At 40.7% G+C, this 23728-nt stretch carries 20 protein-coding genes; 1 reads left to right on the top strand and 19 read right to left on the bottom strand.

Annotation, left to right across the window (positions count from 1 at the left end; genetic code table 11):
• Window position 1: 1 nt before the first annotated feature.
• The 9 genes from fmt to FHY45_RS07265 form a co-directional block, all read right to left on the bottom strand.
• The gene (gene fmt, locus FHY45_RS07225) at window positions 2–943 is read right to left on the bottom strand and encodes a methionyl-tRNA formyltransferase (RefSeq protein WP_066100596.1); all 942 of its coding nucleotides are present in this window, start codon (window positions 941–943) and stop codon (window positions 2–4) included.
• The gene (def, locus tag FHY45_RS07230) at window positions 940–1425 is read right to left on the bottom strand and encodes a peptide deformylase (protein WP_066100599.1); all 486 of its coding nucleotides are present in this window, start codon (window positions 1423–1425) and stop codon (window positions 940–942) included. Before def ends, fmt begins: the two co-directional genes overlap by 4 nt.
• Before the next feature lie 22 nt (window positions 1426–1447).
• Window positions 1448–3862 carry a primosomal protein N' gene (gene priA, locus FHY45_RS07235; RefSeq protein WP_139891272.1) on the bottom strand — a complete coding sequence of 805 codons (2415 nt, stop codon included), beginning with the start codon at window positions 3860–3862 and terminating at the stop codon, window positions 1448–1450.
• The gene (gene coaBC, locus FHY45_RS07240; RefSeq protein WP_139891273.1) at window positions 3859–5073 is read right to left on the bottom strand and encodes a bifunctional phosphopantothenoylcysteine decarboxylase/phosphopantothenate--cysteine ligase CoaBC; all 1215 of its coding nucleotides are present in this window, start codon (window positions 5071–5073) and stop codon (window positions 3859–3861) included. Before coaBC ends, priA begins: the two co-directional genes overlap by 4 nt.
• 178 nt (window positions 5074–5251) lie before the next feature.
• Entirely contained in the window at window positions 5252–5470 is a 219-nt protein-coding gene (gene rpoZ / locus FHY45_RS07245; RefSeq protein ID WP_066100606.1) for a DNA-directed RNA polymerase subunit omega, read from the bottom strand.
• A 1-nt stretch (window position 5471) separates the two neighbouring features.
• On the bottom strand, window positions 5472–6089 hold the full coding sequence (gene gmk, locus FHY45_RS07250) for a guanylate kinase (protein ID WP_066102291.1): 618 nt from the start codon (window positions 6087–6089) through the stop codon (window positions 5472–5474).
• A gap of 9 nt (window positions 6090–6098) precedes the next feature.
• Window positions 6099–6362: an extracellular matrix/biofilm regulator RemA gene (remA, locus tag FHY45_RS07255; RefSeq protein ID WP_066100607.1), complete on the bottom strand. Its 264-nt coding sequence runs from the start codon at window positions 6360–6362 to the stop codon at window positions 6099–6101.
• Window positions 6363–6421: 59 nt separating this feature from the next.
• A complete protein-coding gene (locus tag FHY45_RS07260; protein ID WP_139891274.1) occupies window positions 6422–7297 on the bottom strand; it encodes a YicC/YloC family endoribonuclease in 876 nt (291 codons plus the stop codon).
• Between the two features lie 94 nt (window positions 7298–7391).
• Window positions 7392–10061 carry a calcium-translocating P-type ATPase, SERCA-type gene (locus tag FHY45_RS07265; RefSeq protein WP_139891275.1) on the bottom strand — a complete coding sequence of 890 codons (2670 nt, stop codon included), beginning with the start codon at window positions 10059–10061 and terminating at the stop codon, window positions 7392–7394.
• 136 nt (window positions 10062–10197) lie between these two features.
• On the opposite strand from FHY45_RS07265, the gene FHY45_RS07270 reads away from it, so the two are divergent.
• Window positions 10198–11901 carry an Rqc2 family fibronectin-binding protein gene (locus FHY45_RS07270; protein ID WP_139891276.1) on the top strand — a complete coding sequence of 568 codons (1704 nt, stop codon included), beginning with the start codon at window positions 10198–10200 and terminating at the stop codon, window positions 11899–11901.
• Window positions 11902–12248: 347 nt separating this feature from the next.
• Here FHY45_RS07270 and FHY45_RS07275 read toward each other — a convergent pair whose 3' ends face one another.
• From FHY45_RS07275 to FHY45_RS07320, 10 genes are all read right to left on the bottom strand, one after another.
• The gene (locus FHY45_RS07275) at window positions 12249–12995 is read right to left on the bottom strand and encodes an SDR family NAD(P)-dependent oxidoreductase (protein WP_139891277.1); all 747 of its coding nucleotides are present in this window, start codon (window positions 12993–12995) and stop codon (window positions 12249–12251) included.
• Window positions 12996–13133: 138 nt separating this feature from the next.
• Complete coding sequence (locus FHY45_RS07280; RefSeq protein WP_139891278.1) at window positions 13134–13970, bottom strand: Fpg/Nei family DNA glycosylase; 837 nt, start codon at window positions 13968–13970, stop codon at window positions 13134–13136.
• A gap of 258 nt (window positions 13971–14228) precedes the next feature.
• Window positions 14229–14858 carry an orotate phosphoribosyltransferase gene (gene pyrE, locus FHY45_RS07285; RefSeq protein ID WP_139891279.1) on the bottom strand — a complete coding sequence of 210 codons (630 nt, stop codon included), beginning with the start codon at window positions 14856–14858 and terminating at the stop codon, window positions 14229–14231.
• A complete protein-coding gene (gene pyrF / locus FHY45_RS07290) occupies window positions 14855–15568 on the bottom strand; it encodes an orotidine-5'-phosphate decarboxylase (RefSeq protein ID WP_139891280.1) in 714 nt (237 codons plus the stop codon). Before pyrF ends, pyrE begins: the two co-directional genes overlap by 4 nt.
• On the bottom strand, window positions 15540–16484 hold the full coding sequence (locus FHY45_RS07295; protein WP_139891281.1) for a dihydroorotate dehydrogenase: 945 nt from the start codon (window positions 16482–16484) through the stop codon (window positions 15540–15542). The genes pyrF and FHY45_RS07295 overlap by 29 nt, the downstream gene beginning before the upstream one ends.
• On the bottom strand, window positions 16481–17242 hold the full coding sequence (locus FHY45_RS07300; protein ID WP_139891282.1) for a dihydroorotate dehydrogenase electron transfer subunit: 762 nt from the start codon (window positions 17240–17242) through the stop codon (window positions 16481–16483). The genes FHY45_RS07295 and FHY45_RS07300 overlap by 4 nt, the downstream gene beginning before the upstream one ends.
• Window positions 17239–20451 (bottom strand): carbamoyl-phosphate synthase large subunit, encoded by a 3213-nt coding sequence (carB, locus tag FHY45_RS07305; RefSeq protein WP_139891283.1) that lies wholly within the window; start codon window positions 20449–20451, stop codon window positions 17239–17241. Before carB ends, FHY45_RS07300 begins: the two co-directional genes overlap by 4 nt.
• Window positions 20448–21536 (bottom strand): carbamoyl phosphate synthase small subunit, encoded by a 1089-nt coding sequence (locus FHY45_RS07310; protein WP_139891284.1) that lies wholly within the window; start codon window positions 21534–21536, stop codon window positions 20448–20450. The genes carB and FHY45_RS07310 overlap by 4 nt, the downstream gene beginning before the upstream one ends.
• On the bottom strand, window positions 21533–22819 hold the full coding sequence (locus FHY45_RS07315) for a dihydroorotase (RefSeq protein WP_139891285.1): 1287 nt from the start codon (window positions 22817–22819) through the stop codon (window positions 21533–21535). Before FHY45_RS07315 ends, FHY45_RS07310 begins: the two co-directional genes overlap by 4 nt.
• The gene (locus tag FHY45_RS07320; protein ID WP_139891286.1) at window positions 22782–23720 is read right to left on the bottom strand and encodes an aspartate carbamoyltransferase catalytic subunit; all 939 of its coding nucleotides are present in this window, start codon (window positions 23718–23720) and stop codon (window positions 22782–22784) included. Before FHY45_RS07320 ends, FHY45_RS07315 begins: the two co-directional genes overlap by 38 nt.
• Between the last annotated feature and the right edge of the window lie 8 nt (window positions 23721–23728).

Here is a 23728-nt window from a genome sequence, read left to right on the forward strand (position 1 = left end):
TTTATTCTCCCAATTTCATTCCTGTTGATATGATTGCAGTACCTCGGAGCATCTGTTCAGCAGTCATTCTCTTTTTACCAGCTAGTTGTAAATCAGTAATTTTGATTGCTGTATCATTTCCTGTCTTCACAACGAAACCATCTTTTTCGATATCAAGCACTTCACCGGCACTACCTTGCTTGGCGGTCTTCACTTTTTCGCCCCACCAAACCTTTAAAACTGTTCCATTTAACAAAGTATAGGCTACAGGCCATGGATGTAAACCGCGGATATGGTTATAAACCTCTTCTCCGCCTTGTGCCCAATCGATTAATTCCTGTTCTCTTTTAATATTGAAAGCGAAGGTAGCATCTTCCTCATTTTGTTTAATTGGAGTGATTTCTCCATTCAATAATTTTGGAATGGTCTCAGAAACCAGTTGTGCACCAGCTTTACTCAATTTATCATGTAAACTGCCTGTATGGTCAGTTTCCTCAATTGGAACTTCTACTTTTGACAGCATGTCACCTGCATCCAGCTTTTCTACCATGTACATAATGGTTACACCTGTTTTTTCTTTCCCTTGCATGATTGCATAGTGAATAGGTGCACCACCACGTAATTCAGGCAGTAAGGAGGCATGAACGTTTATACAACCATACTTTGGAGCCTCTAATAAACGATTCGGCAGGATTTGTCCAAATGCCGCGGTAACAATTAAGTCTGGATTTAAAGCAAGTACCTTGTCAACTTCTGAATCCACACGAATTTTTTCTGGCTGGAGAACTGGAATACCATGTTTCTCGGCTGTCACCTTTACAGGAGGTGGTGTCAAAATGCGTTTCCGTCCAACCGGACGGTCAGGCTGGGTTACGACACCAACGATTTCATATCCATCATTTATTAAACGTTCTAATACACCGACAGAAAAATCAGGTGTTCCCATAAATATTATTCTAGTCATTCTACTTCATACCCTTCTAACTCTTCTTCACTTATATAACGCACAACTTTTGAAGTAAATAAGATTCCTTCCAAATGATCCATTTCATGTTGAATAGCTCTGGCCAAGTAATCCTCAGCTTCTAAAATATACGTTCGTCCCTGACGATCCTGTGCTTGTATCTTAACATATGCAGGTCGTTCAACCTCTCCATACAGATTGGGAAAACTTAAACAGCCCTCCACATCACGATCCTTACCCTTCGTGGAAAGAATTGTCGGATTAATTAATTCAAATGTTCCAGACTCATCATCTACATCAACAATCGCTACTCTAATATTTTTGCCGATTTGCGGCGCAGCCAATCCCACGCCATCCGCGTCTATCATTGTGTCGTACATATCATCAAGTAACTTCGCTAATTTACGATCAAAAACTTCAACCTTTTTACAGGGAGTTTCAAGAATTTTATCCGGATGTTTTACTATAGGTAATACTGCCACTTATTCTTTTCCGCCTTTCTATTTACATCATAATGAACGGATTGACATCAATCGATAATTGTAACCCTGATTGGGTGGCATTACGTCCATATGTTTCATTCAATTTTTTTAAAATTGTACTTAGATTAGGTTCCCGCTTGTATTTTATCAGACATTGGTACCTATATCTATTGTTGATTCGAGACATTGGGGAAGCAGATGGTCCAAATACAACCGTTTCCGGCCCTACCTGCCGCTTAATAAATGCTGCTATTTTCTCGGCTGCTTCCACCGTTTTCATCACATCTTCATGAGAAATTGTTAAAAGCGCGATATAATAATAGGGAGGATAGTCATTTTGTTTCCGTAAGAACATCTCTCTCATAAAGAAACCGTCATAATCCTGCTCTGATGCCAGTTGAATGCTGTAATGTTCAGGAGTATAGGTTTGAATTACCACTTCGCCTGGCAATTCATGTCTTCCGGCACGCCCACTGACCTGCGTTAGTAGCTGAAAGGTACGTTCTGATGAGCGGAAGTCAGGTAAGTGCAGCATTGTATCTGCAGTAAGAACCCCTACCAAAGTCACTCTTGGAAAGTCGAGGCCTTTGGCAATCATCTGCGTACCAAGAAGAATATCTGCTTGTCCATCTTCGAATTTTTTCAGCAACGCTTCATGTGCTCCTTTGCGTCTGGTTGTATCCACATCCATTCGAATGACTCTGGCATGCGGCAGCAATTTCCCCAGCTCTTCCTCAACCTTTTGAGTTCCTGTACCAAAAAAACGGATATGGTCACTGCCGCAGTCAGGACAAACCTCTGGAACCCGTTCTTCAAGACCGCAATAATGGCATTTCATAAGCGCTTGAACACGATGATATGTCATTGATATATCACAATTTGGACATGTAACTACTAGTCCGCAGTTTCGGCACATCACAAAGGATGAATGTCCTCTTTTATTTAACAAGAGAACAGTCTGTTCCCCTTTGTCTACACGATCCTTCAGCTTTTCAAATAATAGGCCGGAGAACATCGAGCGGTTTCCCCCTCTCATTTCATCCCTCATATCAACGACTGAAACAGCTGGTAAAGCCTGATCGTTTACTCTGCTATTTAATGTTAACAACGTATATACACCTTTTTTCGCTCTTGCAAAACTCTCCAGAGACGGTGTAGCACTGCCGAGGACAACCGGACAATTGTGATAGGCCGCCCGTTTAAGTGCTACATCGCGTGCATGATAACGAGGTGTTTCTTCCTGTTTATAACTACCCTCATGCTCCTCATCAATAATAATCAGACCTAAATTAGTAAACGGTGCAAATACAGCGGAACGGGCACCAACTACAACCTTAACTTCTCCGCGTTGTATTTTGCGCCATTCATCATATTTTTCACCATGAGACAGGCCGCTATGTAATACGGCTACCAAATCTCCAAATCGTCGCTTAAATCTAGTCACCATCATGGGTGTTAAAGAAATTTCAGGCACCAAAACAATGGCTTCCTTCCCTTTATCTACGATTTGCTTGATGGATTGTAAATAGATTTCTGTTTTGCCGCTTCCCGTTACACCATATAATAGGAAATTTTCATTCCGATTTTCCTTTATAGCTAACTTAATCGGATTAATAGCTGCCTGTTGGTTATCTGTTAACTTCAGGCATTGATCCTTTGTAAATTGGCCTTCCGCATAAGGATTACGATATTCCTCTTTCTCAGTAATCTGAACGATTCCTTTTGAAACAAGAGGTTTGATGGCAGAGGAACTGTTAATATTTGTTTCTTCCAGCACTTTTGCCAGCAATTGCTCCCCAGGATGTTCTACCAGATAGGATACTAGTTTTTTCTGATTGCTGGCATTCGCATTTAAGTGGTCTAATTGTTCAAGCAACTCGTTCCTTGTTAGCAATGACGCTATATATTTTTGCTTTTTTATTTTTGTTTTATCAGATACCTGAACAGTAATTTCAAGATTTCCATTGTCAATTTCAGTCTTTATACAGGACAAAAGCTCGTCATTTTGAATCTTAATCCAGCTGACGGCTTCCGCTTTACTGAACAAATACTGGATTTGTTTTGGGAGATCATTTGTCTGCTTACCTGGAGCAAGCCGGATTTGTTTTTCATACTTTGCTTTCAATGCTGCCGGAAGCATTGCCTGGAATGCTGATATTTTAAAACACATCGTCTCATCCGCGAGCCAATGTCCTACATCCAACAATTCGTTATTTAGCGCTGGTTCAATATCCAATAAACTGCTGATTGATTTTAAGCCCTTTACTTCTGTATGCTCCTTTAGTCTTACGACGAAGCCAAGCAATTTCCTTGGGCCAAAAGGAACTGTCACTCGCATTCCCTCACGAATAATGCCGGCCCATTTTTCCGGGATTTTATAATCGAATGGACGGTCCGTTTGCTGGGCCGGTACATCTACGATTACTTCTGCTATCATAAAGAGTGATCCTCATTTACTTGAAGGGATTCTATTTCTTTCAATATTTCTTTGGCAACTTCAGCTTTACTTAGTAAAGGAAGTTCTCTGAAACTGCCATCCTTTTTATATAAGGTAACAATATTGGTATCCGTTCCGAACCCGGCACCTTCATGGGTCACATTATTAGCGACAATCATATCAGCATTTTTCTTAACCAGCTTTTTCTTTGCATACTCATCCAAATCATTCGTTTCAGCTGCAAAGCCTATCAAGATTTGGTTTGTTTTTCTCTTACCAACCTCTCGGAGAATATCCTTTGTACGAGTCAGTTCAAGCGTACTGTCGCCTGCTTGTTTCTTCACCTTTTGATTCTCATAAACAGCTGGTTTATAATCAGCTACAGCAGCTGTACCAATAATAATATGCTGCTCATCCATTACATCCATTACCGCTTCATACATTTCGGAAGCACTTTCTACTTTAATTACTTTGACACCTGCAGGAGCGTCCAATGACACCGGGCCTGACACCAATGTAACCTCAGCTCCCATGCTTCTTGCCACCTCCGCTAAAGCATATCCCATTTTACCGCTCGAAAAATTGGATATATAACGTACCGGGTCGATTCGTTCACGGGTTGGACCAGCTGTAATCAGGACTTTTCTGCCACTTAATGATTTCTTTTCTTCAGCAAAATAATCTTCTAAATTATCAACAATTGTTTCGGGTTCCTCCAGCCTTCCCTTTCCAACATACCCACAGGCTAAATAGCCTTCTGAAGGCTCCATAAATAAATAGCCATCTTCTCGTAGCTGCGCCATATTTCGCTGCACAGCTTTATGGTGATACATATGGACATTCATAGCCGGAGCAATCATAACAGGCGCCGTTGCTGCCAGCAAGGTAGTTGAAATCATATCATCGGCAATTCCATTTGCCAATTTCCCTATAATATTGGCTGTAGCAGGTGCAACCAGAATGACATCCGCCCAGTCAGCAAGCTCAATATGTGCGATTTTACCAGGGATTTTCTCGTCGAATGTATCTATATAAACATCGTTTTTGGATAAAGCCTGAAAAGTTAGCGGCATCACGAATTTAGTTGCTGATTCACTCATTATTACCTTTACTTGTGCACCCGCCTGAACAAGTTTGCTTGTTAAGGCGGCCGATTTGTATACAGCAATACCTCCTGTTACACAAACAAGTATCTTCTTATTATCAAGCATCTAATCACTCCATAACTGGTATTCTTGAGAATTCCTTTATATACATCTTTTATATCATATATTATCTATTAAATTTGCACTAATATGTTTTACTATAATTCGAAAACATATCATCAGCCAGCAAAAAAAAACAACCTTATTATCAATCGTAAGGTTGTTTTTTCGAAAGCATTGCCTATTAAAAGTCTTGACGACCTTCAGTTACCACTCGATACGTTAAGTCACCAGAATGGATTTCCTCAAGCGCTTTTCCAACATATTTATGAGATACCGGCTTTGCAATTTTTGTGCTTTCTCCAGATTCCTGCATATAACGTGCACGTTTAGCTGCAACGGATACCAAAGAATATTTAGAATCAATTTTTGTTAATAGTGAGTCAATAGATGGGTATAACATATTATTTATCATCCTCCAATAATTTTTTGTATCTTTTTTCTACTCGTTCACGGCGTAGATGTTCAGCCACCACGATTGCATTGATGCGCTCGCACGCATGCTCTACACGATCATTTTCAACTACATAATCGTAAAGATTCATCATTTCGATTTCTTCCCGAGCCGCTTTCATTCGGTTACGGATTAACTCATCTGTTTCCGTGCCTCTTGTTACGATTCGATTTTCAAGCTCCTTAAGGCTTGGCGGAGCAAGGAAAATAAATAAACCGTCAGGAAACTTCTCACGAACCTGACGCGCTCCTTGTACTTCTATTTCAAGAAATACATCCTTGCCCTCATTTAACGTTTGGCGAACGTATTCAATTGGTGTTCCATAATAATTTCCCACATATTCAGCATGCTCCAAAAGTTCATCATTGGCAATCATATCTTCAAATTGTTCCTTTGATTTAAAGAAATAATCCACCCCATCAACTTCTCCCTCACGAGGTTTTCTGGAAGTTGCTGAAATTGAATATTGAAAATCAACATCCGGCTGAGAAAAAATCGCCTTTCTGACTGTACCTTTCCCCACTCCAGATGGACCTGATAAAACTATTAATAACCCTTTTTCCTCCAAAACAATCACCTATCCTTCCAACACGCTCTCATCACGGTCATGTAACCTCGCAGCCACGGTCTCCGGCTGTACCGCTGAAAGAACCACATGGTCACTATCGGTTATAATCACTGCGCGTGTTCTTCTTCCATATGTAGCATCTATAAGCGAACCCTTGTCCCTGGCATCCTGAATAATCCTTTTAATAGGTGCAGATTCAGGACTTACAATGGTAACAATGCGATTAGCAGAAACTATATTCCCAAATCCAATATTAATCAACTTTATGGACATTGAAGCAGCCTCCATCCCTCTTACCTAGTGTATGCTTGTATGTACTGTCATAAACTGTATTATTCTACATTTTGAACCTGTTCCTTCATTTTCTCAAGAATTGTTTTCATCTCGACAACTTTTCTTGCAATTATTGCATCGTTTGCTTTAGAGCCGATTGTATTTGTTTCCCGATTCATCTCCTGGATGAGAAAATCAAGCTTTCTGCCAATCGGACCGCTTGCCTCCAATGATTCTAGAAATTGTGCAATATGGCTTTTCAACCTTGAAACTTCTTCATGTATATCTGCTTTATCTGTAAATAAAGCTATTTCTGTTAACAGCCTGTTTGGATCAAAGATATCTCCAACTGCTTCTTCAAGCTTTTGTTTGAGCCGGCTGCTATATTGCTTAACAACTTCCGGTGCACGCTCCCTGACATCCTCAACCTCTGCATCAAATTTTTTAATATGCTCAGTTAAATCGCTCTTTAGGAACTCACCTTCTGTTTCCCGCATATTTGACAAGCGAGAAGCAGCTTTTTCTACCGTACCAAGCAGCATTTTCTCAAGATCGGCATTAACTTCTTCCTTCTCATCAATAGAGATAATATGTTCGAGATGAAGCAAATCAGTCATCTCCGGTTCTGCAAACGCACTGTACTTATTATTGAATTCAGTAGATATATTCATGAATTGGTCAATTAAATCCCAATTAGGTGTCATCGTTCTTTTAACGGTTCCTTCACCCTGAAGGCTGATAAATACTTCTATTCTACCTCTATGCAGCTTTTGCTGAATAATCTTTTTAATCCTGTCTTCATACATGAGCAGTTGACGAGGTGATCGGATACTGCATTCAAAAAAACGATGATTCACACTTTTCATCTCAATGGTTATGGATAAAGAATCGTTTTCTGTCTTCGCTCTTCCATACCCTGTCATGCTTAAAATCATCCGGCCCCAGCTCCAATCAGTAACATTATACACGCTAATATAAAATAAAAAGGTAATAGAGCTCACTCTACTACCTTAAAAATTATATCACAATTTATTTAGATTTACTTACATAAAATGTACCCGCCAATAAAAAAGTTGGAATAGACGCCATTCCGACAATTAATAGCCAATCACGAGGGGCAATCGGCACCGTATGGAAAACGGTTTGTAAAGGTGGATAGTACAAGGCAATCAGCATAAGAATTAAAGAAGATACGACTGCCCATACAAGATACATATTGCCAAATGGGTTTCTTGAAAAGATTGATTTTTCACTTCTGCAGTCAAATACATGGATTAATTGTGCAAGAACCAAAGTTACAAAGGCTACGGTCTGAGCATATTGTAAATTATCAGGGTTTGATTTATATACAGTTATAAACGCAAGCAATGTGGCGATACCAATCAAGAATCCTCTTGATATGATTTTCCACCCCAATCCCCTAGCGAATACGCCTTCTTTTGGATGACGCGGACCCCGCTTCATCACATTTTCTTCAGGTTGATCGAGTCCCAGTGCCATAGCCGGCAATCCATCGGTAACCAGGTTTACCCATAAAATCTGGATTGGCAATAAAGGCAAGGGCAATCCCATGACCATCGCAAATAGCATAACTAAAATCTCTCCTACATTTGATGCTAATAAATAGCGTACGAATTTACGAATATTTTCGTAAATATTTCTGCCTTCTCTTATGGCCGATTTTATGGTTGCAAAATTATCGTCCAATAAAATTAAAGAAGATGTTTCTTTGGCCACATCTGTACCGGATATACCCATCGCTATTCCAATATCTGCAGCCTTTATAGCAGGTGCATCATTCACTCCGTCTCCTGTCATAGCCACTATATGTCCTACTCGTTGAAAGGCACTGACTATTTTTAATTTATGCTCTGGTGAAACACGGGCAAAAACAGTCGTCTCATCAACGATATTTTCCAAATCATCCACAGACATCGCATCTAAATCTTTACCGGTCAGCACACGGTCTCCTTCGCAGAATATCTCCAATTGTTTACCGATAGCCTTTGCTGTTATTAAGTGATCGCCGGTTATCATCACCGTTTTAATACCGGCATCGCGACATTCCAGCACCGCTTTCCTTACTTCTGGACGCGGTGGATCCATCATTCCTTCAAGGCCAAGGAATATCAATTCATTTTCAGCATCCGTTTGGTCAAGAATTGCTTGATTGGCTGGTACACTTTTGTAGGCAACCGCAATTGTCCTTAATGCTTGTTCAGCCATATGTTCAGTTGTATTCCCTATGGACTCACGAAGTTGCTCATCCATATGCTTCACTCTTCCATTGGACATAACCGTTGTACATTTCCCAAGTAAAACATCAGGTGCCCCTTTAGTAATGACAAATTGCCTTCCGTTATGATCCTTTACCAATACACTCATTAATTTACGTTCTGATTCAAAAGGAAACTCCTTTAAAATCTTATACTTTTCGAATAAAAGCTGGCGGTCAATTCCCTTCTTCATAGCGGCAACAAGCATAGCTCCTTCAGTCGGATCCCCATCTATATAATACTTTTTCTTTTTAAGCTTAAGCTCAGAGTTGTTACAGAGGATACCATAGGTTAGCAATTGCTTCAGCTCTGTATCATCCTGATGACCGCTCACACATTCAAACTTACCGGTTGGATCAAACCCCTTCCCAGACACTGACCACTGCTGCCCTGAAACCCAAACCTTAGTCACCATCATCTTATTCTCAGTCATCGTCCCTGTTTTATCAGAACAAATGACTGATGCACAGCCCAATGTTTCTACAGCAGGCAGTTTCCTTACGATTGCTTTCTGTCGAATCATTCGCTGGACTCCCAGGGATAAGGCTACCGTAACAATAGCCGGTAAACCTTCCGGAATAGCAGCCACGGCTAAAGATACTCCCGCAAGAACCATGGTGTATAAGTTATTTCCTTGTAAAACACCAATTCCTACAACCAATAAAGTCAGCAGTAATGCAACAACAATGAGTATCTTTCCCAGTTGTTCCAGGCGAAGCTGCAAAGGCGTCTGTTGCGTATTGGCATTTTGCAGCAGATCTGCAATTTGGCCCATTGCCGTTTTCATTCCTGTCGCAACAACTATACCCTCACCTGACCCACGTGTTACCATCGTTCCCATAAATGCCATATTAACCTGATCGCCGATTCCGTCTTGCCCATCTCTTTTTGGTTCTTCCGTTTTAGCAACAGGGAGCGATTCACCTGTCAATGCAGATTCTTCTATTTCAAGATTATACTGCTGGAAAATCCTCACATCTGCACCAATACGGTCGCCACTTGAAAACTTTACTATATCTCCCGGAACACATTCTTTAGCCGGAATTTTCGACCATAACCCATCACGTAATACAATCATTTGAGGTGCAGCCATTTCCTTTAAAGCCGACAGCGATTTTTCTGCTTTCCTTTCCTGAAAGAACCCTAATAAACCATTAATCAATACGATCATGATAATGGCAATTGCATCAATATACTCTCCCAGCAAACCTGAAACGAGAGTAGCCGCAAGCAGGATAAGGACCATAAAATCTTTAAACTGCTGAAAAAACAGAATTAAAGCAGATTGCTTTTCTCCTTCTGCTAATTCATTTTCTCCGTATTGGTTTAACCTTTTTTTTGCTTCCTGATGACTTAACCCTTTTTTTGTATGTACTCCAAAAGCGGATTGTAGCTTTTCTTTGTCCATTTCTGCAAGTTTCATGTGACGGATACAACCTCCTTAACAATCCGAATAACTTTCTTTGATACATGTTTATTCAGAGTTGTCCTAAAAAATGCTATACTTGTTTGAATGGAGATTTATAATTCGAATACTTACTAAAGAAGGTGTCACATATATGTCCTTTGACGGTTTTTTTACAAGAGCAATGACCGAAGAATTATCAGAGACGTTAACTGGTGGACGAATAACAAAAATTCATCAGCCCTATAGAAATGAATTACTGCTAGTCATTCGCGCAGGCAGAACCAATCATAAGCTTCTGTTGTCTGCACATCCCAGCTATGCTCGTGTACAACTAACAGAAGAAAACACGGATAACCCTTCAGAAGCACCCATGTTTTGCATGCTGCTTCGTAAACATTTGGAAGGCTATTTTATAGAGAAAATCGAACAGCCTGAATTGGAAAGAATCATTAAATTTGAGATTAGAGGGCGCAATGAAATCGGCGACATAACTCAAAAATTATTAATCATAGAGATAATGGGCAAACACAGCAATATTATTCTTGTTGATAAAGAAAGAAATATGATTATAGACTGTATCAAGCATGTACCGTCTGCTTTAAACAGCTACAGGACATTATTGCCAGGTCATTCCTACGTTTTGCCGCCAGCTCAGAATAAAATCAATCCGCTATCAGATATAGATAAAGGCTTGACACATATTGATTATTTTGCTGGCAAAATTGATAAACAATTGGTCACACAGTTTGCTGGTATCTCTCCTCTTCTTGCGAAAGAAATAACCTACAGGGCTGGACTTGTAAACAGGGAGACCGTTCCAGAGAGCTTCAATACAATAATGGAGCAATTAAAATCACATAATTATCAGCCAACATTGGTTACAGGAGATAAGGAAGCTTTTTACCTCATCCCACTTCAGCATTTGAAAGGTGATAAGAAGGAATTTCCTTCGCTAAGCTTATTGTTAGATCGCTTTTATTATCAAAAAGCGGATCGGGATCGTGTCAAGCAGCAAGCGCATGACCTGGAGAGAATTCTCTCAAATGAAAAAGAAAAAAATGAAAAGAAACTAATAAAATTAGAAGAGACTCTGCAGGATTCAGAGAAGGCAGAAATATTCAAGAAATACGGGGAACTGATAACTGGTCATATTTACGCTTTGAACAAAGGAATGAAGAGTGCTGAAGTAATTGATTATTATGATGAAAATCAACCTACTCTTTTGATTGAGCTCGATGTCCGAAAAACCCCTTCTGAAAATGCTCAATGGTATTTTTCTAAATACCAAAAGGCAAAGAACGCCAAATCCTTTGTAATCGATCAAATCGAAAAAACAAATGACGAAATTCAATATCTCGATAATTTAATCCACCAAATGAACACTGCCTCACCAAGAGATTTGCAGGAAATCCGTGAAGAGCTTGAAGAAGGCGGATATGTGAAAAAAAGATATACCAAAAAGCAAGGTAAGAAAAAAGATTTAAAACCTGTCCTTGATTCCTATTTGTCCAGTGATGGCATGGAAATTTTGGTAGGTAAAAACAATAAGCAGAATGAATATTTAACCAATCGCTTAGCGGCTAAAAATCAGCTTTGGTTCCATACGAAGGATATTCCGGGATCCCATGTTGTCATCCGCGATGCAAACCCTACCGAACAAACGATAAAAGAAGCCGCCATTCTGGCTGCCTATTTCAGTAAAGCCAGGCAGTCGAGCCAAGTTCCGGTAGACTCTACACTAATCAGGCATGTCAAAAAACCAGCTGGAGCAAAACCAGGCTTTGTAACCTATGATAATCAAACAACCTACTATGTTACCCCGGATGAAGAAGTGGTTTTATCCTTAAAAGCATAGATAAACGCAGCGGTTTTAATTTTCCGCTGCGTTTTTATTATATTATTATTCTTTTGTTATTACTCTAAATAGGAAATAAGATACTTCATCATTGCTGAGTGTCCAGGGCGTTCGTATCCCAACAAAAAAATCAGTTCCCGCTCGCTGCATATTACGAACAGTATCAAAGTATATCCACAGTTATATTAACCTGTTTTGTTATCTTCTTAAATTTCCTCCTTATACACACTTGCTAAAGTGGGGGGAGAAAAAGACTGCCAATAAAAAAATATCAGGGATCTTCCCTGATATTTTTTTGAGCCTCTGAAGACGGCCAGTCGGTTGATTTTCACCTGTCCCCGATTGAGCTATCTAGCTAATAGTCCCCCATCCACGACATATTCCGCTCCCGTTATATAGGAGGCGTCGTCAGAGGCTAAAAACAAGACTGGTTTAGAGATTTCTTGTGGGTCTGATAATCGTCCTATCGGAGATGTAGCATACATATCCAGTTGTTCTTGCGTATAGGTTTCTTTTAGCAGTGGGGTTAATACACCCCCTGGACATATCACATTGATTCGAATATTCTTGTCGGCGTATTCTACGGCTGCTGCTTTCGTCAACCCGTTAACCGCATGTTTGGCTGCCGTATACGCCACATTGGGGGTCCCATTGACATGTCTTAATCCTGCGGTAGATGAAATATTCACAATTGAGCCTCCCCCCGCCTCAATCATATGCGGAATTAACGCTTTCATCCCATAGAATGTTCCATGTTGGTCTATACTTATGATTTTGAGGTAGTCTTCATCTGCCAAATCGGTCAGCAAAGACACAGGACCAGCATATCCAGCATTATTCACCAAAACCGTAACAGGGCCAAAGGCTTCAACCGCTTGGTTTATGACATGTTTCCAATCGTCTGGATTGGTAACATCGTGTTTCACAAATAGTGTGTTCTCCCCGAGCTCTTTCGATAACGTCCTTCCTTCCGCTTCGAGTATATCCGTAATCACTACTTTAGCTCCTTCTTTGACAAACTCTCTAACGTGTTCAGAACCCATTCCTCGTGATGCACCCGTGATAATTGCCACTTTTCCATCCAGTCTCCCCATAATCTTTCCTCCTTTTTATTCACATTCACACTCACACCCTTACCCAATTTTTGGTATTTCCAAGCATTTTTAAGTGGGATTGTCTAACTAAAACGGATGTTCCCTGGATGAATACGATCAAGAAAAAGACAGAATATTTCATTCCGTCTTTGATAACCGCTGACACGCAGGGCAAATGTATGAAGTGGTGCTTCCTGTTTTGATTGATTGAATGGTCTCCCCGCATCTAGGGCAAGGTTCCCCTTTTTTATACGCAATTTGAAAATCACTCGTCAAGTACTCACCGTTATGTCCGTAAAAATCCTTTTCAAGAGAAAAACTCCCCTTGGATAAAGAATGGTGCAATTGTTTCTGCATATTGTTATAGAGGTTTTTGACCTCTTCTTCCGATAGGTCGGATACTTTCTTCTGAGGATGGATTCCGCTTTCAAACAAGATATCGTGAATATACATATTGCCGATTCCGCCGACGTTTTTTTGATTCAACAAGAAGGATTTAATTCCCGCTTTTTTCCCGTTAACCAACTGTCTGAAATAGTCATAGGTAAATTCCTTATCGAATGGGGTGAAGGCAATAGCTTTGATTATTTTTTCTTCTTTGATTTCTTGATCATTGGCGATATACACTTTTCCAAACCACCAAAATCGGATGGAAAACCCTGTCCCATCTTGAAATTGGATGAGGAATTGATATTTTTCCTGAACGGGATTGGATGAAATAGGTTCAAAATAAAGCAAATCCCCTCCCATCCCGAGCGAAATTAACATGTTTTCTCCATTCGATAGGGAAACGATGATCCATTTCCCTTTATTTTGAACCGCTTTAACCGTTGATCCTATTACTCGTGATGAAAATACCAACCCCGAAACATTGCAGCACTTTTCCTGCTTTATTTCCACCCGTTCGATTTGTTTGCCCGAGAGAGAGTCATTCATCTGGGTACTTAATTGATAGATTTCGGGTAACTCTGCCATTCTCCATTCCCCCTTTTATGCAAATTTACCTCATCGGAGACTATTCCGAAGAACCGAACGAACAAAAAGGCTGAATATAACCACTCAGTCTTTTTCATTATGATATTTCTTGTTGGCAGCTTGCTGCATACTCTTTCTCTAATTCTAGCAATCGGTCAATCAGATTATATATTTATCAACATCTAAGTTTAACAGACACAAATAAAAAGAGATAAAATCCAACTATTTCAGATTTTATCCCACTGATTCTTTATGTTTTTAGTTAACCCAGCTCTCATCATAAGGGTTTTGCTTCCATTTGCGGAGCTTATTCAGCTCCTCCTTTGTCACGTACTGATGTTCTTCCGCAACTTCGATAAGAGTTGAATAATCGCTTAAGGAGTAGTATGGAACCTCGCTATCAGCAAATGCAATTCTTGCTTTATCCATTTCATATGTAAAGATTGATACAACCCCTAGTACATCACAACCGACTTCACGTAATGCCTTGGCACATGTGATCGAACTTCCTCCTGTTGAAATCAAATCCTCCACGATGACTACTTTATCATTCTTTTCCGCTTTCCCTTCAATTTGATTTCCTTTTCCATGCCCTTTTGAACTGGAACGAACATAAATCATCGGCAAATCTAGCTGTTCACTTACCCAGGCAGCATGCGGAATGCCTGCTGTAGCTGTTCCTGCAATAATCTCAGCTTCAGGAAATTTTTCTTTTATTAATTGAGCTAGGCCTCTCGCTACATCCCGCCGTACCTCCGGGTAAGACATCGTTAATCGATTATCACAATAAATCGGGGATTTGATACCTGATGACCAAGTAAATGGATTGCTTGGCTGTAAGGCTACAGCTTGAATAGATAATAAATGCTCTGCTATTTTTCTTTTCATATCGGTCTCTCCCATTCTTCAACTATCTTATAATAGGCCTCTATTGGATTCTCTGCCGTTGTAATACTTCTTCCCACAACGATAAAATCACTGCCCTGCCTACTAGCCATAAACGGTGTAGCCACCCTTTGTTGGTCTCCTGCTGCATCACTGGCCAGACGAATTCCCGGAGTAACTGTTACGAAATTTCGACCAACCTGATTTTTAATTTGCTGTACTTCATGTACGGAGCAAACTACTCCATCAAGACCTGATTCTTTTGCTAATTGACTATAATGAATGACACTTTCAGCCAGGGTTGTCTGAATGAATTGCTCTCTTTGCATCTGCTCTTCACTTGTGCTTGTCAATTGCGTAACCGCTATACATAGCGGTCTTTTTTCTCCAGGAGGGGTACCCTTTTCAAGACCATCAAGCGCATATTCCATCATCTTTCTTCCGCCTGCTGCATGAACATTAACCATATCGACTCCCAGTCTTGCCACTGTCTCCATTGCTTTTCCAACCGTATTAGGAATATCGTGCAATTTCAAGTCCAAAAAAATGTCATGTCCCAATCCTTTAATTGCAGTGATGATAGAAGGACCTTCTCCGTAATAAAGCTCCATACCTACTTTAACAGCCAATTTTTCCTCATTAAATTTATGTAAAAATCGCAAGGTTAGCTCTCTATTAGGAAAATCAAGTGCGATGACCGGTGTATTCCGCATTCCTATTCCAGCTCCTTCCAACACATTCTGATATATGATCAAACCCGAGTGATAAAATTAGGTCTGGCAGAGCGTCAATAATCTCAGGCATAACAAACGGATTAATAAAATTGGCTGTTCCAACCGCAACCGCACTCGCACCTGCATAAAGGAATTCAATAACATCCTCTGCTGTTTCAATGCCGCCCATGCCAATGATAGGAATCGAAACCTGCGAGCTAACATCATGAATCATTCGAATCGCAACCGGTTTAATGGCCGGCCCTGATAAACCGCCTGTCCGATTAGCTAAAATCGGCTGGGCTGTTTTGAGATCAATACGCATTCCTATTAGTGTATTAATCATCGTCAGTCCATCAGCACCACCATCTTCAACTGCCTTCGCAATGGATACTATATCGCTGACATTCGGAGACAATTTAACATAGACTGGCACTGAAGATACTTCTTTTACCGCTTTAGTTAATTCTTTAGCCACAGACGGATCGGTACCAAATTGAATACCTCCGCATTTTACATTCGGACAGGAAATATTCAGTTCAAGAGCATGCACATTCGGAGCTGTACTGATCCGTTTCGCCGTCTCCACGTAATCCTCCATCATGGTTCCTGCCACATTAGCAATAATCGGTACATCGTACGTATCAAGCCATGGAAGCTCCTCATTCATCACATGCTCCAAGCCAGGGTTTTGAAGTCCAATGGCATTTAGCATCCCTGCATTTGTTTCCGCAACCCTTGGGGTCGGATTTCCAATACGCGGTTCAAGTGTCGTTGATTTAATGATGACGGCACCCAGCTTATCGAGATCATAAAACTGACTGTATTCCATGCCAAAGCCGAAACAACCAGACGCCGGCATAATCGGATTTTTCAACGCTAATCCAGGCAGCTGCATGCTTAATGGATTATTCATATGACGACCTCCTCTGAACGAAATACCGGGCCATCGATACATATCTTCCGGTATCCATTTCCCGGGGTACGGCACACACAGGCAAAGCACGCACCTATTCCGCAGCCCATTCTCTCTTCAAGCGAAATAAACACCTTTTTCCCTTTATATTTATCCTTAACGGCCTTTAGCATTGGTGTTGGCCCACATGTATAGACCACATCAATGTCCATTGGAACTGAAGCATTTGTTACATAGCCTTTTATTCCGTAAGTCCCGTCTTCAGTTGTGATAATGGTCTCCCCAAGCTCAGCAAATTCGTTTTCATAAAAAATATCTGCTGCGGTACGGAGGCCCAAAATATGAATCACAGATACACCTTTAGCCGTTAAATCTCTTGATAGCTGCAATAAAGGTGGTATTCCAATTCCTCCGCCTATCAAAAGCGCTTTTCCTCCCGGGTTCACATCCTCAACCGTAAACCCGTTGCCAAGCGGCCCAAGCACATCGACTTTTTCCCCTGTTTTTTTTTCAGAAAGAATCCTGGTTCCTTTCCCTTCCGCTCTGTAAACGATTGTAAAACGAGATTGCTCAGGGTCAATTTTACATATACTGATTGGCCTGCGCAGCAAAGGATCTATTCCGTTCGATACTTTGATATGTACAAATTGCCCAGGCATTGCCATGGAGGAGACAAGTGTCCCCTCCATAGTCATTTCAAATATATTCGGTGCAATCATTCGATGGCTGACGACGGTCATCATCTCTTTTTGAATCATAAACTGATTGCCTCCTTGGCCGTTTGCATATGGTTCATTTTAGTTGTCGAAAACGTTAGCGATTCCAGTACTGTTAAAATTGCATTGGCCGTATCCAAGGAAGTCATACAAGGAATCCCATTTTCAACCGATTCACGGCGAATTCTAAAACCATCACGTTCAGGCTGTTTTCCTTTGGTTAACGTATTAATCACCAGCTGTGCTTTTCCATTATGAATCATATCCAATAAATTCGGCTCTTCACTGCCAATTTTGCCAACAATTTGGCATGGAATATTCGCTTGATCTAACGCTTGAGCCGTACCCTCGGTAGCGATGATTTGATAACCAATTTCATTGAAACGTTCTGCAAGTAAAACGGCTTCTTCTTTGTCCTTATCCGCAACAGTCAAGAGGACAGTTCCATATTGCTTAATTTGAATTCCTGAAGCAATCAACCCTTTATACAAAGCCTTTTGCAATGTATCGTCTTTTCCCAGTACTTCACCCGTTGATTTCATTTCTGGTCCGAGCGTAATTTCAACCTGGCGAAGCTTTGCAAATGAAAATACTGGTACTTTTACGAACACACCCGCCTTTTCAGGGACAAGGCCATTTTCAAGACCATAATCCTTAAGCTTTTGTCCCAAAATGACCTTAGTGGCCAAATTCGCCATTGGAACATTAGTGATTTTGCTTAAGAACGGTACCGTCCTGCTTGAACGGGGATTAACTTCAATTACAAACACTTCATTATTAGAGACTACATATTGGATATTAAACAGACCAATTATATTCAAACCCTTTGCTAGTTTAATCGTATAATCTATAATTTTTTCTTTCGTATTTTCTGACAGATTCTGTGGAGGGTAGACTGCTATAGAATCACCAGAATGGACTCCAGCACGTTCAATATGCTCCATGATACCCGGAATAACAACTGTTTCACCATCAGAAATTGCATCTACTTCAATTTCTTTCCCTGTTAAATAACGATCGATTAATACAGGATGCTTCGGATTTATCTTCACGGCATTTTTCATATAATGAAGCAAATCCTCCTGATCATCCACGATCTCCATTGCCCTTCCACCAAGAACATAGGACGGTCTTACCAAAATAGGGTATCCAATCTCATCAGCCACTTCGACTGCTTCCTCCACTGACAAGGCTGTTTTCCCTTTAGGCTGCGGGATATTCAATTCTGTTAAGGCTTGCTCAAACATATCGCGATTTTCAGATCGATCCACATCCTCTAAAGACGTACCCAGTATCTTAACTCCTCTTTCTACAAGGGCTGAGGCAAGATTAATGGCTGTCTGACCGCCAAATTGTACAATAACCCCTTCTGGTTTTTCTAAATCAATGACATTCATCACATCTTCAATCGTTAAGGGCTCAAAATATAGTTTGTCTGAAATGCTAAAATCTGTTGAGACCGTTTCCGGATTGCTGTTTATAATAATCGCTTCATAGCCGGCTTCTTTAATCGCCCAGACAGAATGAACAGTTGCGTAATCAAACTCAACTCCCTGCCCGATTCGAATGGGTCCGGAACCAAGTACAACGACACTCCTCTTTGGCGTTACGATTGATTCATTCTCATCCTCATAAGTGGAGTAAAAATATGGTGTTTCAGATTCAAACTCCGCAGCACAGGTATCGACCATTTTAAATACCGGTTTGATTTGATTGTCCATGCGCCACTGATACACTTCCAATTCAGAGCTTTTCCAAAGCTTTGCTAAGATATAATCAGAGAAACCAAGTTTTTTGGCTATTAATGTATATCTCGGATGGAAGGGGGCTTCTAACAGTTTAGCTTCCATCTCAACAATCTTTGCAAATTTATGCAGAAAGAATAAATCAATCCGAGACCATTCATGGATTAACTGAATCGTTAATCCGCGCTTTAACCCTTCAGCAATATAAAATAGTCGTTCGTCTGTTGCTATTTTAATTTGTTTTTCTATCTCTTCATCTGTGATCATCTCAGCCTTAGGCAGTTCAAAGTGCAAGATTCCAACCTCTAGGGAGCGAATTGCTTTTAATAGAGATTCCTCGAACGTTCTGCCGATTGCCATAACCTCACCAGTTGCTTTCATTTGCGTTCCGAGGGTTCTGTTCCCTTCCTCAAATTTATCAAAAGGCCAGCGTGGTATTTTGGTTACGACATAATCAAGTGCCGGTTCAAAGCTCGCATAAGTTTTTCCAGTTACGGGATTGATCATCTCATCGAGTGTCAAACCAACTGCAATTTTAGCTGCAAGCTTTGCGATAGGATAACCGGTTGCTTTAGAAGCAAGGGCAGACGAACGGCTCACCCTTGGGTTAACCTCGATAATGTAGTAATTGAAGCTATCTGGATCAAGAGCAAGCTGAACATTGCAGCCTCCTTCTATTTTTAAAGAACGTATAATTTTCAACGACGCATTGCGCAATAATTGGTATTCCCGGTCACTCAATGTTTGGCTCGGTGCCACTACAATCGAATCTCCCGTATGTATTCCGACAGGATCGATATTTTCCATGTTACAAACTACGATTGCATTATCATTCGAATCTCTCATGACCTCATATTCAATTTCCTTGAACCCTGCAATGCTTTTTTCCAGCAAGCATTGGGTGACAGGACTGCTCTTGAGACCACCGGCTACAATCTCGCGTAATTCCTCTTCGTTTGAACAGATTCCGCCGCCTGTCCCTCCAAGTGTATAAGCCGGTCGTACAATTACAGGGTATCCTACAGTCTGAATAAAAGCCTCGGCTTCTTCCAGATTATGAATGATCGCACTGTCAGGAACCGGTTCACTCAATTCGTTCATTAAGCTTCGGAATAGATCACGGTCCTCAGCCTGCTCAATTGCCGATAGCTTTGTTCCCAGAATTTCAACACCGCATTCCTCGAGCACTCCAGATTTGGACAGTTCTACAGCCAGATTTAATCCAGTCTGCCCTCCAAGAGTCGGCAATAGAGCATCAGGGCGTTCTTTACGGATAATTTTACTGACAAACTCTAACGTTAATGGCTCAATATAAACCGCATCTGCAATTTCCGTGTCTGTCATAATTGTAGCCGGGTTGGAATTAACCAAGACAACACGATACCCTTCTTCTTTTAATGCCAGACAAGCTTGTGTACCCGCATAATCAAATTCTGCTGCCTGGCCGATTACAATCGGTCCGGATCCAATAACCAGGATGGATTTAATATCTGTACGTTTACTCATTTTACTGCCTCCTTCAGTTTGGATCTCTCAATCATGCTAATGAATTGATCAAATAAATAATTTGCGTCCTCCGGGCCAGGCGATGATTCCGGGTGATATTGGACGGTGAAAGCATCGTAGTATTTATGTCTTAATCCCTCAATCGTTCCGTCATTTAATGCAATATGCGTAACTTCCAAGTCTGTTTGTTCAATAGAGTCATATTTCACTGTGTATCCATGGTTTTGCGAGGTCAGTGCAATTTTGCCTGTTTTTAAATCTTTAACTGGGTGATTGGAACCGCGATGCCCAAATTTCATTTTTTCAGTTTCTGCATTACATGCTAGAGCAAACAACTGGTGCCCAAGACAAATGCCGAACATTGGCACTTTTCCGATAATTTTTCTTATCATTTCAATCGCTTCCGGTACATTTTCAGGGTCTCCCGGTCCATTTGTCAGCATGATACCATCTGGACGAAGTGTCATAATTTCTTCAAAGGTAGTATTATAAGGCACAACGATTACATCACAGCCTCGATTGTTTAATTCTCTTAATATTCCATGCTTCATTCCAAAATCTACTACAACTACCCGATAACCGCGTCCTGGACTCGGATATGCTTTTTTTGTAGATACCTTTTGAACCTGATTACGAGGCAGCACAGTTGCTTTCACTTGATGGAGCATCGTTTCAGCATCTTTAGTTATTGAACAAATCACACCTTTTACTGTACCTCTTTCACGAATCATTCTTGTCAACTTCCGAGTATCAATCCCTGCAATGCCAGGGATATTCTTTATTTTCATATATTCATCAAGAGAAAAATCACTTCTCCAATTCGAAGGAAAATCAGCCACTTCTTTTACAATTAGGCCACTTAGGCTCGGAGCGATTGACTCAAAATCATCCCTATTGATTCCATAGTTACCGATTAAAGGATAAGTCATCGTAATAATTTGACCGCAATAAGAAGGGTCAGATAAAATCTCCTGATAACCGGTCATCCCCGTATTAAATACAACCTCACCAATTTTATCGCTTTCTCCTCCAAATGCTTCGCCAATAAAAATTGTTCCATCTTCTAAAATCAATTGTCTCTTCATTCAGTTAGACTTCCTTTCTGCCAAACTACTTTTCCTTCCACAATCGTCATGACCGGCCATCCTTGACAGCTCAGGCCAGCAAATGGCGTGTTTTTTCCTTTGGAAAGGAAGGTATCAGGATTAATCACTTGTTCTTCTTCTAAATCAAGCAGGACGAGATCCGCAGGCATCCCTATTTCTATTTTTCCGTAGTTAAGTTCAAATGCTTGCGCTGGTTTAATCGTCAAGAAATCAATTAATTGTTTCAGGGTCATCGCTCCCTTTTTTACCAAATATGTATACAACAGCGGAAAGGCTGTTTCTAATCCAACTATGCCAAACGGCGCAAGTCTGATATTTTGTGATTTTTCCTCTACTGAATGGGGAGCATGATCTGTAGCGATAAAATCAATCGTCCCGTCTAACAGGCCTTCTAGCAATGCTTTTTTGTCATCCTCACCTCTTAAAGGCGGATTCATTTTAAAATTAGTATCCAGCTCCTTAATGTCCATTTCGGACAGTAACAAATGATGGGGGGTTACCTCTGCTGTTACATGAATGCCTGCTTTCTTGGCATCACGAACCGTTCTTACAGACTCCTTCGTGCTGATATGACAAACATGATAATGGCAACCTGCTGTCTCAGCCAGTAATACATCCCTAGCAATATGGACCGCTTCACATACTGAAGGGATACCAGGTAATTCATGTTTTCTCGAATAGATTCCTTCATGCACACATCCACTTTGAATTAATGTATTATCCTCACAGTGAGCGACAATGGCCATATTCAGTTTTGCAGCTTTTTTCATAGCTTCAAGCATCATACCAGCTGACTGGATGCCGACGCCGTCATCTGTAAAGGCAAATGCTCCGGATTTTTTCAGAGATTCAAAATCAGTTAATTCCTTTCCAAGCTCCCTGATAGTAATTGAGGCATAGGGCAATACCCTTGTGCTCGCCTTTTCTCTAATTCTATTATTTAACGAACGTAATTGTTCGGCAGTATCCGGAACAGGTCGTGTATTCGGCATAGCAGCTACAGTAGTAAATCCACCTTTTGCAGCAGCCTGTGTCCCTGTTTCAATCGTTTCTTTATGCTCGCCGCCGGGCTCTCTTAAGTGAACATGCAAATCTATAAAACCAGGCGCCAGCAAAAATCCTTTAGCATGAATGATGTTTGCCTGCTGATTGGGCAATTCATCTTGGATATCGGAGATTACTCCGCTCTGAATTAAGATATCTTTGGTGGCCAGTGTTCCATCATCAGTTAAAAATTGCGCACTTTTTATAATTGTATTCATGATTTGCCGCTCCTCCCCTTTGCTCGATACTATTTTTTAAAGCAGCCATTCTCACATATACTCCGTTGGCCATTTGTTTAAATATTCGCGAACGAGCGCATTCAACTAATGAATCATCAATTTCCACACCTCTATTTACTGGCGCAGGATGCATAATTATACAATTACTCCTAAGACGTCTCTCCCTTTCAATCGTCAATCCATAACTGTTCAAATATTCCATTTTTCTCATTGGCATTTCCACTGAATGACGTTCATGCTGGATTCGAAGCAACATAACTACATCTGCGTTTTCGATGGCGTCATCAATTGGTTCATAGGCCACATTGCTTCCCGAGAGATTCGCCCAAGCTTGTGGGCCAGAGAATACAACCTTTGCACCTAATCTGGTCAGTGTTTCCGCATTTGATCGCGCTACGCGGCTATGCCTGATATCTCCTATGATTGCCACTTTTAAACCTCGAAACGTTTGAAATTCCTGTTTAATGGTCATCAAGTCCAATAAACATTGCGTAGGATGATGCCCGCATCCATCACCAGCATTCATTATGGATAAATATACACCACTTTGTATTAAATTTGCAAAATAATTATCTTCTGTATGACGAATTACTACGGTTTCCACTCCAATCGCTTCTAATGTCTTCACTGTATCGGATAGGGTTTCACCTTTTAATACACTTGATGCTTGCACTTCAAAAGGGATTACATCCAACCCAAGCTTTCGCTGTGCCATTTCAAAGCTGATTTTAGTACGCGTGCTCGCTTCAAAAAATAAATTTGCTACAAAGTGTCTTTTTGCAGGCATCCAGGTTTCCCCATTGGCAAATGCCTCAGCATCTGATAGCAAGCCTGTAATTTCCTCAATCGATAAATCTGTCATCGTAAGCAAATGTTTCACGATCAATC

Source organism: Bacillus sp. D386 (genome assembly GCF_006346415.1).